This window comes from Paenibacillus sp. S29, from assembly GCF_049319765.1.
GTDB classification, from domain to species: domain Bacteria; phylum Bacillota; class Bacilli; order Paenibacillales; family Paenibacillaceae; genus Paenibacillus; species Paenibacillus polymyxa_B.
This window is the reverse complement of the sequence record NZ_JBMOUI010000004.1, coordinates 310,115-324,996: the sequence shown is the minus strand read 5'-3', so window position 1 is coordinate 324,996 and position 14,882 is coordinate 310,115. Positions and strand designations below refer to the sequence as shown.

Annotated in this window: 11 protein-coding genes; 2 read left to right on the top strand and 9 right to left on the bottom strand. The window is 47.5% G+C overall.

All coding sequences use genetic code 11. The features are described from left to right. Positions 1 to 8: 8 nt before the first annotated feature. The 5 genes from ACL9RM_RS09215 to ACL9RM_RS09195 form a co-directional block, all read right to left on the bottom strand. The gene (locus tag ACL9RM_RS09215) at positions 9 to 1,289 is read right to left on the bottom strand and encodes an ABC transporter substrate-binding protein (protein WP_414126259.1); all 1,281 of its coding nucleotides are present in this window, start codon (positions 1,287 to 1,289) and stop codon (positions 9 to 11) included. A 219-nt stretch (positions 1,290 to 1,508) separates the two neighbouring features. Further along, on the bottom strand, positions 1,509 to 2,576 hold the full coding sequence (locus ACL9RM_RS09210) for a response regulator (protein WP_414126260.1): 1,068 nt from the start codon (positions 2,574 to 2,576) through the stop codon (positions 1,509 to 1,511). Further along, entirely contained in the window at positions 2,573 to 4,372 is a 1,800-nt protein-coding gene (locus ACL9RM_RS09205; RefSeq protein WP_414126261.1) for a sensor histidine kinase, read from the bottom strand. The genes ACL9RM_RS09210 and ACL9RM_RS09205 overlap by 4 nt, the downstream gene beginning before the upstream one ends. Positions 4,373 to 4,505: 133 nt before the next feature. Then, positions 4,506 to 6,512, bottom strand: a complete 2,007-nt coding sequence (locus ACL9RM_RS09200) for a beta-galactosidase (RefSeq protein ID WP_250267409.1) — start codon at positions 6,510 to 6,512, stop codon at positions 4,506 to 4,508. Next, positions 6,512 to 6,724, bottom strand: coding sequence for an MFS transporter (locus tag ACL9RM_RS09195; protein WP_323873198.1), 213 nt, complete (start codon positions 6,722 to 6,724; stop codon positions 6,512 to 6,514). The genes ACL9RM_RS09200 and ACL9RM_RS09195 overlap by 1 nt, the downstream gene beginning before the upstream one ends. Before the next feature lie 136 nt (positions 6,725 to 6,860). On the opposite strand from ACL9RM_RS09195, the gene ACL9RM_RS09190 reads away from it, so the two are divergent. Continuing rightward, positions 6,861 to 7,781, top strand: coding sequence for an AraC family transcriptional regulator (locus ACL9RM_RS09190; protein WP_250267408.1), 921 nt, complete (start codon positions 6,861 to 6,863; stop codon positions 7,779 to 7,781). Between the two features lie 152 nt (positions 7,782 to 7,933). Here ACL9RM_RS09190 and ACL9RM_RS09185 read toward each other — a convergent pair whose 3' ends face one another. Beyond that, complete coding sequence (locus ACL9RM_RS09185; RefSeq protein ID WP_250267407.1) at positions 7,934 to 9,022, bottom strand: site-2 protease family protein; 1,089 nt, start codon at positions 9,020 to 9,022, stop codon at positions 7,934 to 7,936. 158 nt (positions 9,023 to 9,180) lie between these two features. Between ACL9RM_RS09185 and ACL9RM_RS09180 the strand changes: the two genes are divergently transcribed. Next, positions 9,181 to 12,540 carry an SNF2 helicase associated domain-containing protein gene (locus ACL9RM_RS09180; protein WP_250267406.1) on the top strand — a complete coding sequence of 1,120 codons (3,360 nt, stop codon included), beginning with the start codon at positions 9,181 to 9,183 and terminating at the stop codon, positions 12,538 to 12,540. 126 nt (positions 12,541 to 12,666) lie between these two features. Here the strand turns inward: ACL9RM_RS09180 and ACL9RM_RS09175 are convergent, their stop codons facing one another. The 3 genes from ACL9RM_RS09175 to ACL9RM_RS09165 all read right to left on the bottom strand — a co-directional run bounded on the left by ACL9RM_RS09175 (position 12,667) and on the right by ACL9RM_RS09165 (position 14,812). Continuing rightward, positions 12,667 to 13,617 (bottom strand): ring-cleaving dioxygenase, encoded by a 951-nt coding sequence (locus ACL9RM_RS09175; RefSeq protein WP_069291053.1) that lies wholly within the window; start codon positions 13,615 to 13,617, stop codon positions 12,667 to 12,669. A 55-nt stretch (positions 13,618 to 13,672) separates the two neighbouring features. Further along, positions 13,673 to 14,299, bottom strand: coding sequence for a nitroreductase family protein (locus ACL9RM_RS09170; protein ID WP_039270528.1), 627 nt, complete (start codon positions 14,297 to 14,299; stop codon positions 13,673 to 13,675). 141 nt (positions 14,300 to 14,440) lie between these two features. Then, a complete protein-coding gene (locus ACL9RM_RS09165) occupies positions 14,441 to 14,812 on the bottom strand; it encodes an MmcQ/YjbR family DNA-binding protein (RefSeq protein WP_165178939.1) in 372 nt (123 codons plus the stop codon). Positions 14,813 to 14,882: the final 70 nt, after the last annotated feature.

Genomic DNA, 14,882 nt, shown 5'->3' with positions numbered 1-14,882 from the left:
GGTTACCGTTACTTGTTCACTTTGTTATACGATTTCCATGCCTTATCCAGCGCCTTAATGACATCATCCTGCGTGAGCTGACCAGCATAATAGGATTGTAGCGATTTGCCTGCCTCGTCCTTAACCGCTTGCGGGATAGATGGATCTTGGTACGACTTGCCTGCTTTTACGTATTCGGTAGCGTCATTAACCCAAGGATAGCTTTTAAACGTATGCACTTTGGAGATCGGGTTAAATTTCAATGCTTCATAGAACGCGCTAGAATCCTTGTCATCCAGCACATAGTTAACAAAATCGAGCGCAACCTCCTTGTTCTTGCTTGTGGAGGATACAGCCAGTGAAGTCGAAGTGGACAAATTGATCAATGTCGCATTGGGATCGTCATTGATCGGCAGCGCTGCTACCCCAAAATCCATCTTCGGATCAGATTTTAAAATCGTTTCCGCAAACCACGGTCCCTGAATCCACATCGCCGCTTTACCCGAGGCAAACGCAGCCGATCCATCATCCCCGCCGATTTCCAGCGCCTTGTCAGTACCGTTGCTATTCACCAGATCAATAATATCGAACATGCTCTTCATTTCGGAAAAGGAGCCTTGGTCCTGATTCATCCGTTCGATAAAATCTTTATTCTGTGTGTTCATCATCGCACCTGCTGTCAGAGGCACGAACAGCTGTGGAATCCAGGATTCCTTGTAAGACAACAGGAACGGTTTCACATTATTCGCTTTCAGCTTCTCGACCACAGCCTTCATTTCGGTCAACGTTCCCGGCGGCTGCAAATCCAAATCCTTAAATATCTTTTTATTGTACAAATAGCCCCATGAGATCGTCTCCAAAGGAACCGCTACGACCTTTCCGTCTTTGGTTGTCACCGAAGGCTTCACACTATCCATCAATTTGTTAACAAAAGGCTGACCGGACAAATCCTCCAAATAGCCCGCTTTATAAAACGGAGGAATTTCATTCACCGCGTGCAATGCAAATACGTCCGGCGCATCGTTGGATGCAAGTCTTGTCTTCAAAATTTGTGCGGCGTTGTCAGCAGGCGGCATCTCCAGTTGCACCGTAACGTCGATATTTTTATCTTTCTTCTCTTTCGCTACGAAAGCATTAATGTATTTATCGTAGTGCTCCTTCAAACGGGGCTGAGCAATAAACATTTTGAGATTCACCGTTTTGCCGTCTCCACCGGAACCGTTGCTGTCACTGCCTGAAGAATTCGCTCCACACCCGGCCAATAACGTGCCAACCAGCATCGTGCTCAATACACATTTCCACATTTTCATGAAAAATGACCTCCCCTATTTTGAAAATAACCGTTGCCCATCGGCAAATCAGTTGTTATTCAAAGCAGCTATGCCGCCGGTCTTCAACCTCTATTCAGCTCTGTGCGAACTTCATAAAGGCCAAATTCCTTTGTACTGCTCGTTTTGTATACGCTTTCATTATAGAATGAGAGGTCACTTCTGCCATTGGACACCCTTAGCTTATTGGATTGGACTTTTTTAAACTTCCTTCCTCATTTCACCGGGTGCCATGCCAAAATGCTTTTTAAATACCCGATAGAAATAAGACACATCCTCATATCCTGCCATCTCCGCGACTGCTTTGATTGAAATCTGTTTATTGACCAGCCATTCCCGCGCCTTTTCCATTCTTCGCTCTACGATGTAGTCCGTTACATTTTGACCATACTCCTGCTTAAATACCTTGCTCATATACTCTTTACTCACAAAAAAGTTTTTTGCCAACTGCTCCAGTGTAATCGGCCCAGCAAAGTGACTGTCGATATATCGCCGTACTTCTTCTAAATTCAGTTTGTTTTTGTATTTCCGCTGCCGAATGAGCTGATCCAGTTCCTGAACATAGCACGACGATACGAGTTCCAGCGCATGTTCTACAGAGGATACGGCATCCTGCGACAGTGGGAATCCTGCCTTTGCCGTAGAAGTATCCAGCCCGTTATCCGCTGCAAGCTCTTTTAGCAGGGAAAGAAGCTCCTGCACCAGCCTGCCCAGCATATGTGGACTTGGTGCTCCATAACTCTCCAGCTCCTGCATAACCTGCCTACAAGTTATGATCACCCCGTCACGGTTCAACTCATTAAAATAAAGACGCAGCAGTTGCTTATACCGGGTCAGCTTGTGAAAAAACTCATAATCCAGCTCCGTCGCTTCTTGCTGCTGTTCAGCCGCCTTGACCTCCAGATCGTTTTTGCATTTGAGCAACACTGCATTCAGCTCTACAGGATTGACTGGCTTTAACAAATAATCGACGGCCTTGTAACGGATGGCATGTTTGGCATACGCAAAGTCATCATATCCGCTCACGACAATGATTTTTACATCAGGACAATGGTTATTTAGCGCTTGCAGCAGCTCCACTCCGTCCGCACCCGGCATGTGCATATCAGTAATCACAATATGGGGAGCTAACTCCCCGACCAGCCTGAACGCCTCGTCTCCGTCTTCAGCCTCACCCACTACCAACATTCCAAGTTTTTCCCATGTGCCAAATGTCTTTAGAATATCGCGGTTCCACGGCTCATCGTCCACAATTAATACTCTGATCACACTTTTCCCTCCTCTGCTGAGGTAAATGGAATGCGGATAGTGACACGTGTACCGACTCCCTGCTCACTATCTATCGTCACTCCGTAGCGCACTCCAAAATTCATCCGTATGCGTGAAGACACATTGCTCAATCCGATATGACTACCCTGCGCCCAGATCGGTTCCTCCGACTCGTTTTCCAGCTTTGCCCGTACTTTTTCCAGCTTGTCCGGGGCCATGCCGTTTCCATTATCGCAAACCGTAATACACACATCTTCTTTCATAATCTCCACCCGAATCCCCATTCTCCATGCCCCCGCCTTTCGGTCAAGACCGTGCTGAAACGCGTTTTCTAACAATGGCTGAAGTGATAGCTTAGGCAGACGAATATCCATCGCCTGTTCTTCCGTCTCCACCTGAAACACCAATCTTTGTGGGAATCGCCGTTGCTGGATGCGCATATAGTGTCCCACATGGTCGAGCTCTGCGCGTAAAGAGGCCAAATCCTGAGGTTCTCGTACCACGTAACGGAACATCTCACTCAGCGACCGAATGACTTCATAGGTGTCCTCCGGCTTTTGCGAAAACACCATACTTCCGATCATTTGCAGCGTATTTTGCAGAAAATGTGGATGAATCTGCGCTTGGAGCGCTTTCAATTCAGCCGTCTTTTTTTGCAAATTTATACTGTATTCCGCCTGAATATGCTCGCGAATTCGGCCTGCCATCCCATGCAGACTTCTTTCCAGCAGCCCAATCTCATCCGGGCGTGTACTTGGCTGTCCAATCGGTCCTTTGATCATATCCAACTCCTGTACGGAACGCGCCAAATGAACAATCGGACGTGCAGTCCGCCATGCGATGAACACGGCAATGCAGATGGAAACCAGGATTGAAATTACGCCGACGATAATACCATACAGCATCGTTGAAAAAGCGCTGTGGTTAATGGAGGAAGTGGGTACGATTTTGACCAGCTTCAGCCCAACTACATCCAGATCATTATAGAATACATAATGTTCAGCAGTTTGAATCATCCCGGGGCCCGGCTTAACGTCATGAAGAGCTGACAGCACACTTGCAGGAGGAGGCGACTGCCGAGCCTGTGCTGGATACATAACCCCGCCATCTGCATCTGTAATAAGCACCTGATGCTGATCCCCTCGTCCCAGCAGGCCCAGCGTCTGATCGAATTGCGACCACAATACATCCAAAGAAATAGCCCCCGTCTGCTTCTGGTCTTCAAAACGCCGAATACTGCGCGTCAAAATAAAGCGTTCCGGGTCAGCAGAGCTTGGACGAATCGAATAATCCTTATTCGCTTGCCACATCTCGGTATACTGTGGGGGAATACCGCTCACTGTCGTAATTTCATTTTGCATACTATTGAAGGTAAACAAGGTTTGCGATTGCTTCAAATAAAGCTGGATGCCGATCACATGACTTCCGGCCGAATAATACACATTCGCCATCGTATTCAGCATTTTTCGCTGGGCATTAAATTGGCTTGAAAGATTGTCAGGCTCGCGCTCATTCAAATAATCGCTCAGATCAGGGCTGATCTGAATGCTGTAAATCAGATGATTTAGACGATCTAGCTGGTCGCTGATATAGATCCCCGTCCATTTCATATTGGACATGTTCGTCTCTACTACTTCAGCTTCCATGGAAGCTCTACTTTTTTCCGCAGCCAGCACCGTGACAGCAATGACCGGCAGCACAGATAGAACAATCATCGTCAAGATCAGCTTGAGCTGAATGCTACGTCGATACGGGGCCGTTAGCGCCCGGAACCAGCGGACTGCTCGGGTTGTCATAGCGATGCACTCCTCTATTCAGCCATATGCGAAAACGCCCCGCAATTCGCAGGGGCGCTTCATGTACCGGATACTCCCGGAGAATACCTATATGATATTATTCGTGAGTCAGTTGTGGCTCACTATGCATCATTTACGCTTCTTCGATAATTATAACACCCCAAGGCTCTAATGTAAGCGTTTGTCCTTGGGTAACCGCATGCTCCCCAATCAGCTCCTTGCCGTCTCCATGCGGATATACCACCGAGCCTGCTTGTTCGGAATAGTTAAAATAGTACCGGATTGTCCGTCCCAGCTCATTCGTGCCGGATTTAACAATGATCGGATAAGACGCTTCCTGATCCAGTCCCCATACTCCTGCCTTTTTGGTTACAGAGCTGAATAGTTCACGGATGACCGCCGGACTGACGACACAGCCGATATAGGTCGCTGTTCCCTGACCATAGCGGTTTTGCGTAATTGCGGCATATTTTCCCCAATGCGGGTGATCGTAATAGGCCAATACTTCAGCAGTCGTCGGGGTAATCAGTTCCATCCACGTATCTACCTGATTGTCCTCTGGTGCCACCTCAAAAGGATTATTCTTAAGCGTCACCTTCTTCGGCTCCACGAACAAGCTGTAATGATTGCCGCAGGCTTCGCTAATCACGCCCGGCTGCCGGGACGTTCTTACCTGCACATGCTCGTCGGTAAATCCGCTTCGGAATGTGTATACCACATGACCACCTTTCTCCACATATCGGTTCAGCTTCTCCAGTAGTGCATCTGGGGCAGAATAGAGAACCGGGACGATCAAGAGATCATAGTCGTCAAACGATTCTGTACCTGGATGAACGATATCCGTCCCGATATTCAGTTTATACAACTCGTCATACAAACGACGTACGATGTCATTGTAATTCAACGGACTACTCATATTAAATTTAAACCAGTCAATCGACGTCAATGCTTCGTTACTGACCAGAATCGCCGTTTTATTTTTCTTTTTCAGGTTGACCAGATGCGGAGACAATCTTGCAAAATCCTTCCCTATGGTCTGTGCTTCCTCATACACTGGATTCGACTCAAAATCATGGCTCAACAGACCCTTCCAGTAGGTTTCGAAGGAATTATGGATGGAATGCCAGTGCCAGTATGCCACCATATTGGCCCCGGAAGCCAGATGGCTGAACGCTTGCAGACGCAATTGCCCCGGATAGGGAACCCAGTGGGTAAAAGCCTGCGCTTCCGTTTCTAGCACTAGATAGTTGTTATTTTTCGTCGAACGCGCTACATCGCCACCGAAGGAAATTTCAATGCCAGTCAGGTCATCCTGTGATGGATGGTAAATATCCACCCCAGTCACATCAAAGGCTTGCGATGCCGCAAAATGGTCCACATCCGGCTGAATGCCAAAGGAATAGCCTTTCCACGCAAAATCAAAGTTTTGCGTAACAAATTGGTCCTCCCGCTTATATTCCTTCACCAGCGCGACCTGCCATGCCAGAAAGTCCGTCACCAGCTTGCGCTGGAATTGGGAAAAGGCTGCGCCCAAACTTCCATTAATCGTTCCGACCACCGAAGGAAAGTCCTCCCAGCTATTGATGCGATTACTCCAGTAGTCCAGTCCAAATTTGCGGTTTAGCTCCTCCAGCGATTCGAACCGCTCCCGCAGATACTTTACAAATTGCAATTGCACATTGGGCCCGCTTGTGTTGTAATGCTTCGTCTCGTTATCCGTCTGAAAGCCAATAACCGCCGGATGCTGACTCACCCGCCCAATCAGCTTGCGTATGATTCGCTCGGCATGGAACAGGTACACCGGGTTCGTAATGTCCATAATCTGGCGAGCTCCATATTTGCCCGGACCTTGAGGCGTTGTCGCCAATACATCGGGATGCTCCTTCACCAGCCATGTGGGTACGGCATAGGTGGGCGTTCCCACAATGACTTCGATGCCCGCCTTATGCATGGCGTCCAGCACCCGATCCACAGAGGTAAAATCAAACACGCCGTTTTGCGGTTCATGCGTACTCCAAGTAGATTCGGCAATCCGCACCACATTGATGCCCGCATCCTTCATCATTTGGATATCCTGGTCCAAACGGTCATATGGCATATATTCATCATAATAGGCAACACCGTACAGTAGCTTTTTCATCAAGTCGTCCTCCAATTAGGTTCGTTAGGATTTTGCAAAATTCGATTCCAGTCGCTTCGAAGTGCAAGATATAGACGAACCAAGCCGCTCTTTAGATTGGCCCGGTCAATGATCACGCTGAAGATCGGAGCGCTAAGTGCATCCCATATACGGGCTAGTACGAATAAAGTACTGATAATAGAAACAGATATGCCAACATAATCCGTATAAATAGCAGAGCAAGCGCTTTCTTTTATATATAAAAGCTTATACTATAGCATTTGTAAACGCTCTTTTATTATAGTTAAATGTTAGATACAATGAGATTGTCTAAGCGGTGTAAAATTTGCCCTAATCGAAGGTGATCTGATGATATTAAATCCTGATGTTGATCCAGCTCTATTTCATGATTGCCAATGGCTGCCCATTATTGACTGGAATGTGAAATTTTTTGGCGCCCATATTCACCGGGTCCAAGCGGATTGGTGCATGCCGGAGGAATCTCATATCGGTTTTGAAATTGCACTCATTTTAGAAGGTCGTCAGGAAACGATTATGGAAAATAACGTATATTCGGTTGGGGAAGGTGATATTTTAATTATTCCGCCGGGTTTCAAGCATGTGAGTCAATGTGTTTCCCCAAACGGCATGTACTATTTTAGCTCTCATTTTAATGTCGATGATCCATTATTCCGTCAGGAAATGATTAAGAGCAATCAGCTCTTTTTTCCAGCGGGTACTGAAACGAATACCAAGCTGCAAAAGGTCGTCCATAGCTGGATTGGCATGGTGCAGGAAAGCGGAGAATATACGACAGCAGACCGTTTTCGTATGCAAATTGCCTTATTTGAGCTATTCGGGATATTCTCGCAATTGATATCTACCGGTTTGGAGCCCAGAATTGCGCCTTCATCCGTTCAATATGCCAAGGCCATCATGGAAGCCATTCAATCAAGGTTTAAGCCTTATCGGGAAGATGAATCTGGCGAGCAAGCATTCCGTCTTGAAGATGTGGCGGCTTCCCTCGGGATCAGTCCCGGCTATGCCCAGGAAGTGTTCCGCAAGGTATACGGTTATTCTCCACGTCACTATCTATCGGAGACCAAGCTGCATGAGGCTAAGGTGCTGATCCAGCAACCCAATCTGCCACTCAACAAGGTAGCTTCCCTGCTCGGATACTCCAGTCTGGCTCATTTCAGCAGACAGTTCAAGCGCTGGACAGGCACCAGCCCACTTAAATACCGCCAGACGTTAAAACCGATTACTGATGAACAAAGGATTAAGATATAAGGACGGATAGCAAAAGCTCCACCGTGTTATTCAACCAAAAAAAGAGCGTGACACCGAATATCGCGGTTGTCACGCTCTTTTGTCTCTATTTTCTATAAGCTGTACCGTTGCCTTAATGATCTAAAATCTTGACCAAGCACTCATTATTCAGATCACAGCCTAATATCCCCTATATGCTGGTGCACCACATACATCATCCCCATCAGGAATACGGCCAAAGCTAAGTAACTGATGCCAAATTTCCAGCGCGATGATGCGGGCACTTCGTAATATTTATCATTTTCAAACGGAATGTAATCAATCCCACACAGCAATCTGAGCTGGTACGCATCCGGCGTCGGTATATGTTCCACACCGTTCAGCCATACATGCTGGACAAGACACTGCTGCGGCAGCTTAAGTGTCTGCTCCACATCCAAACTTTCCATATACACCGTCACATATTGCTGCCCCTCCAAATCCGAGTAGGTATTAAAGGATAATCTGCGTGTGTGCTCCGGTCCGGGCAGTGGATATCCTTGCTCATACAGATGCTGTACGTTCACCAGCGGCTTTTGCAAAAAGGATTGGATCTTGACCTCTCCTTTATTGCGTTTAACATATTTTTTGTACAAATCGTAGGCAAAGAACGCCCATATGAAGAAAAATAAAAAGGATTTTAAATATACTACGACTACAATTCCACCCAATAAGCCCACCAGCCACAGCCAACGCGTCACTGCTGTGGAAATCCGTCCTCCGTCGAGTGGATGAATCGGCAGCAGGTTGATCAGGTTCAGGAAAAAGCCGACATACGAGAGCGCATACAACAGGGGACTGTCTGTTGCATAGGCTCCTGCGTATACCGCCATAGCCCCAACCGTCCCCAGTAACGGGCCGCCCATGGCTACATAAGCCTCTGTCTGCGCATCCAAAGGTTGCCGTTTCATTGTGATCAGCGCACCGAGAAAAGGAATAAATAACGGTGCTGACACGGGAAGCCCCTTGCGCTTGGCAGCCAATACATGTCCCAGCTCATGCACAAACAACAGCAACACGAATCCAACCGCAAATCCCCACGGGTAAATGATCGCATATGTGCTAATCGTTATCGCCATAGATATCAGCGCACCGCCAAATTTACTGAATTTTAAAAGGGCAAGTAACGACTTACCTTTCAGAAGAAGCAATGCTGCTGCACTACCAAGGTACCATTTGGATGAGCCGGATTTGGAATCGGTCTTTTTCTCTTCATTTTGCAAAGGTATCCGTCTCCTTTCTTTAACACTTCCATTGTATCCTGCTATGTGCAGCTTGTAAAAACTTCTCTAACCCACAGATAAGCACCCAAGTGTCCATCCTCCTGTCTGTTCTGTTATCATGTAAGAAAACGGAATAACCCAGGAAAGGATTACGAATCATGAGTTTTGAACTTACCCGGCGAGCCATCAGACAACTATGCAGTCAAGCCGCTTATGACGACGGGGATGCCTATTACCGGGCCAAAAGAGTGGCCTTTACACAAATAGATCATGATGAAGGTGTGTACGAAGCTACGGTCAAAGGAAGCAGCTTTTATGCTGTTGCGGCGATGATCCGATCCAATGGAAGTATCCGAGCAGAATGCACCTGTAGCACATTTCAGAACACTGGACGATATTGTAAACATATCGCAGCTGTTCTCCTTAACGCCCATGATATACGCCGTGGAAAAAGTCTGTCTGTGCGCTCCTATGCCTCCAGGCTTCATCCTGGTACTGCCCCAGATACAGCAGGAAGCATGGATTCAGACGGGATGTACACATCTACAGATGCTCCATATGATCACACTGCTAGAACGGCACGATCCTCTGACATCACACGAGGCGATCTCCAGCTGACCGACAGTATGTTAAAACTATTTGACCGCAAGCGACCGCTTCGCAGCACACCAACCCTGCTGGATACTCGCGCGGCCTTGGATTTTCAGTTCATCATCCGGCCTTTTGCCTACGGTTACCAAAAATATATGTTTGGTGTGGAAATGAAGGCTGGGCCCAAACGATTATATATCGTCCAGAAAATTCGTCCGTTTCTGGATAGTATTGACCGTGGGGATAGCTACATGTTCACGAAAAGCTTCTCGTACGAGCCTGAGTTGTACCGCTTCCGACCTGAACATGACGCTATTCTCCAGCAATTATCCCAGGTGTGCCACCATGAGCGCATGATTCGGGAAACCTCAGGTACGTATTCATCTTCCAGTAGTCATATGAGCGGCGAGCGAATGCTCCTCATCCCGCCTGCGGCTTGGGAAAAGCTGCTCCCCTTGCTGACAGCAGCACAGGGCGTCTACTTTGAAATTCACGGAAACATGAGCGAGGGTATTCCCCAGTCCGACCTGATGCTTCCGCTGCAATTTGAATTTGATGAGGCCGAAATCGAAGGCTACCAGCTAAGCATTCAAGGATTGGATGACTTGACCATCATGGAAGACTATGGAGTCGTCATTGCCGATGGCAAGCTTGTCAAACAGAAAGCCGATCCCTTACGGCGTTTGTCCGAGCTAAAACGGATGGTAGAAGTACACCACAGGCGAAAAGTTCAGATTGCGCCAGAGCAGATGGAATCTTTTATGGACAAGGTTGTACCCGGGTTAATGAAGCTCGGACGTGTTCATATGACTCGGTCCGTCTCAGATCGGGTCACACAGCAGCCATTGAAGGCAAAGCTATATCTGGACCGGGTAAGAGACAAGCTGCTGGCAGGGCTGGAGTTCCAATATGGGGATATCATCATCAACCCGCTGGAAACAGATACACGAACGCCTGGTATCGACCGAATTCTAATACGTGATGGGGAACAGGAGCAGCGGATTTTGGAGCTGATGGAGCATAGCTCCTTTGCCAGAACAGATAGCGGATATTTTATGGAAGATGAAGATGCAGAGTATGATTTTTTGTATCATACTGTTCCGCAGCTGGAAAAGCTGCTGGACGTCTATGCTACAGGTGCAGTCAAAGCAAAAATAAACAATACTCTGCCTACCCCAAGGATACGCGCGGAGTGGGATGAACGTACAGATTGGCTTGAATTTAAATTTGATATGGAGGGCATACCGGAACCGGAAATTCGCAAACTGCTCAAATCGTTAGAGGAAAAACAGAAATATCACCGTCTGCCGAATGGTGCCTTGCTGCCGCTCGAAACAGAAGAGTACAAGGAATTGATTCGGTTCATGAATGAAACAGGTATCCGCAAAAGTGATCTGGATGCAGCACAAATTCGTGTTCCCGTCACGCAAGGACTGTACTTAATTGATCCTCACGATCATGGAAAAAATCTGACTTTGGGTAAAACCTTTCGCCAGCTACTGGAAAATATACGCAACCCAGACCATCTCGACTTTCCAGTTCCAGACATGCTTGCCCCAATCTTGAGAGATTATCAGGTTTACGGCTTTCAATGGCTTAAGACATTGGCGCATTACCGTTTTGGGGGCATTTTGGCAGATGATATGGGGCTGGGTAAAACGCTGCAAAGTATCGCCTTTCTCGTCTCAGTATTGCCGGAGATTCGCAGCCAGCAGCTTCCAGCCATGATCGTGTCCCCTGCATCACTGGTGTACAACTGGCGGAATGAGCTGGAGAAATTTGCTCCACACGTCCGCGTCACTATCGCAGATGGCAGCCCGGAAGAACGCGGCCGAATCATACGGGATGCCGCCAGTTATGACGTCGTCATTACGTCCTATCCGCTGCTACGGCGCGATGCAGATGTGTACAGCAAGCCATCGTTTCATACGCTCATTCTGGACGAGGCGCAGGCTTTCAAGAACCATGCCACCCAGACGGCACAGGCTGTTAAGGATGTAAAAGCTCGTTACCGTTTTGCCCTGACAGGAACGCCCGTAGAAAATACATTGGAGGAGCTGTGGTCCATCTTTGACGTTGTATTTCCTGCGCTATTTCCCGGCGGGAAAAGAGCGTTTCACAACCTGCCTCGAAATGTGATCGCCAAGCGGGTTCGTCCGTTTTTGCTGCGCCGTCTTAAGAGTGATGTCCTCAAGGAGCTGCCGGAGAAAATCGAATCCGTGCAGGTATCCCGGCTTCTGCCAGATCAAAAAAAGCTGTACACCGCCTATCTGGCCAAGCTTCAGCATGAAACGTTGAAGCATCTCAACGAGGAAGGATTTCAGAAAAATCGTATCAAAATTCTCGCCGGTCTGACTCGACTTCGTCAGCTCTGTTGTCATCCGGGCTTGTTCATCGAAGGATATACGGGAAGCTCTGCCAAATTTGAACAGCTGTTGGAGATCATTACGGAATGTCTCAGCTCCGGGAAACGGATGCTCATTTTTTCACAGTTCACCACAATGCTTCAAATGATCGGACGCGAGCTTGCTCGAGAAGGGGTGTCCTACTTTTACCTGGATGGGCAGACTCCTGCTCTGGAACGAGTCGAGTTGTGCAGTCGCTTCAACGAAGGAGAACGCGAGCTGTTCCTGATTTCCCTAAAAGCAGGAGGCACTGGCCTGAATCTCACTGGTGCAGATACGGTCATTTTGTATGACCTGTGGTGGAATCCCGCTGTAGAGGAGCAGGCTACCAACCGAGCACACCGAATGGGCCAGAAAAAAGTCGTGCAGGTTATTCGTCTCGTCGCCCAAGGTACGGTAGAGGACAAAATGTATGAGCTGCAACAAAAAAAGAAAAACATGATCGACCAGGTCATTCAGCCGGGACAAGAAACCCTTTCGGCACTGACCGAGCTGGAGATCCGTGAACTGCTCATGATCTAGCCAACTCTCCACGCTTATTTTTACGTTAGTATGACAATTCCACATGCAAAAAAGGTCCAATTGACGGTAGAAATTTTCCCGCATTGGACCTTTTTCGTTCTAATATGATTGTTTGGATCAAACAGATTAATCCTGTTTTAATACTCTAGGTTCAATGGGAACCAGGTTAGACTCAATCTGGGTACGCTGAGGCTCATACCATTCAGGCAGCATCAGCTTATGTCCCAACTCATTCAATTCCTCATCCACGGTAAATCCGGGTGGATCGGTTGCGATCTCGAATAAAATACCGCCCCGCTCGCGGAAGTATACGGCATTGAAGTATTGGCGATCTACAATACCACTGGTCCCAAAACCATGCTGATGAACCCATTCGTTCCACGCCTGATGCTCCGTATCATCCTGCGCGCGCCAGGCAATATGGTGAACCGTACCGGCGCCGCCATTCCCCCACGGGACATCTTTGACCGGAATATCGATCAGGTTGCCCAAATCACCTGTCGTCTGATAGCGGATGTAGCCTGCATTTGCGTCTTCTCCGATGAGAGTCATCCCCAGGACGTTCTCCAACACCCCTTGCGTATGCTTGGAATCCGCACTGTACAGTACCGCCCCGCCAAAGCCCTTGATAGCTTTATCCGTAGGCACACCCCCGGCTATCCACGTGTTCAACGGGCCATCTTCCCGCTCCACCAACTCCAGATGCAAGCCCTCGTTGTCTCGGAACTGGATGAATGACTCGCCAAAACGAGTGGCCTTCGTGAAAGATACTTTCAAGCTGTGCAGACGGTTTTCCCAGTATTCCAAAGCACCGGACGGCACAACATACGTCGTAATCCCGACCTGTCCGCCTCCAATCTTACCCTTGCGTGTACCCGGAGCTGGAAAAAAAGTAATGATCGTGCCCGGGCTGCCCTCTTCATTACCAAAGTACAAATGGTATACTTCTGGAGCATCAAAGTTGATCGTCTTTTTAATCAATCGCAAACCAAGCACGCCTGCGTAAAAATCAACGTTGCCCTGCGGGTCGCCTGCAAAGGACGTGATATGGTGAATTCCAGCGGTTTTCAATGACATCTTTATCACTCCTTCATTAACATGTTGATTTATTTACACAAATGATTTACAAATTTCAAAATCCATTGTAGCTGACAAATTGTCCAACCGGCTTGCGGTATCCCCGTGCCCGCTGACCCGATTCGTCCTCTTTACCCAAGGTAATCATCATTACCGGTACAAATTGCTCTGGAATATTCAGTACTTCCTGCACCTTCGCCGGATCAAAACCGATCATCGGGCACGTATCCCAGCCTTTGTCCTTGGCAATCAACATCAATTGCATAGCCGACAGGCTGGCATTACGGATCGCTTCTTCTCTCTGGAAGACAGGTCCCCGCTCGCGATAAAACTGAGTTACCGATTCCACTGTACTATCATATTCCTGCTTGCTCAGGACACCTAAATTCAGGAATCCTTCGTTGAGGTCAGCTACCTTGGTATAAGCTTCTGTATCCCCCAGCACTACAATGGTCGCCGAAGCCGTTAATATTTTATACTGCTTACTTGCCTCATCATGCAGTCTTTGTTTGGTATCAGCATCCTGCACTACGATATAACGCGCATGCTGTAAATTGAAAGCCGATGGAGCAAACTTCACCAGCTGAAATATTTCTTCTAGTTCTTTTGCATCTATAGTAACATCAGGAATAAATTTAGAAGCTGATCTTCTCTCTTGAATAATATTCACCAGTTCGCTCATGTTAAGTTCCACTCCTTGATATTATTTTCAAATGAATTATCTTTAAATTAAGAATATATCCATTCGTGATTTCTGTCAAGTAAAACTATAATAATGTTAATAAGTATTTTTGGATACAACCTAAGGGCTTATACCAGCCCTTTACAGATCCGTTGCCCGTATTCTCATCGTAATCGCTTCGCGTTGCGCTTTGGTTAAGCTCTTGAAGACCAGCTCATACGAATGATCGATCATGCTGTACAAATCTTCCAGTGGGAAGGTAGCATCAACCTCAATCGTATTCCAATGCTTTTTATTCAAATGATAGCCTGGCTTAATCGCCTTGTTTTGTTCACGCAGATTTACTGCAATGACTGGATCACATTTCAAGGATACGTGGCAAATGTCATCCTTTTCAGTTAGAAGTGCAAACATCTTGCCCCCTACTTTTAGTACCAGGGGATCAGCACCAAATGGATAATCCTTAACAGCCTCTTTTTGGCTCAGACCATATGCTACAATTTGCTCAAACACCAGCCTTCTCTCCTCTGCTCCAAGTTGTCGAACTATGAACCTATTTGCGCCCTATTATATCACCTCCGTG

Bases quoted from the DNA above. Each gene is read 5' to 3' on its own strand.
- ACL9RM_RS09180 (WP_250267406.1), top strand. From the start codon at position 9,181: ATGAGTTTTGAACTTACCCGGCGAGCCATCAGACAACTATGCAGTCAA.
- ACL9RM_RS09200 (WP_250267409.1), bottom strand. From the start codon at position 6,512: ATGAAAAAGCTACTGTACGGTGTTGCCTATTATGATGAATATATGCCA.
- ACL9RM_RS09190 (WP_250267408.1), top strand. From the start codon at position 6,861: ATGATATTAAATCCTGATGTTGATCCAGCTCTATTTCATGATTGCCAA.
- ACL9RM_RS09205 (WP_414126261.1), bottom strand. From the start codon at position 4,372: ATGACAACCCGAGCAGTCCGCTGGTTCCGGGCGCTAACGGCCCCGTAT.
- ACL9RM_RS09175 (WP_069291053.1), bottom strand. From the start codon at position 13,617: ATGTCATTGAAAACCGCTGGAATTCACCATATCACGTCCTTTGCAGGC.
- ACL9RM_RS09215 (WP_414126259.1), bottom strand. From the start codon at position 1,289: ATGAAAATGTGGAAATGTGTATTGAGCACGATGCTGGTTGGCACGTTA.
- ACL9RM_RS09170 (WP_039270528.1), bottom strand. From the start codon at position 14,299: ATGAGCGAACTGGTGAATATTATTCAAGAGAGAAGATCAGCTTCTAAA.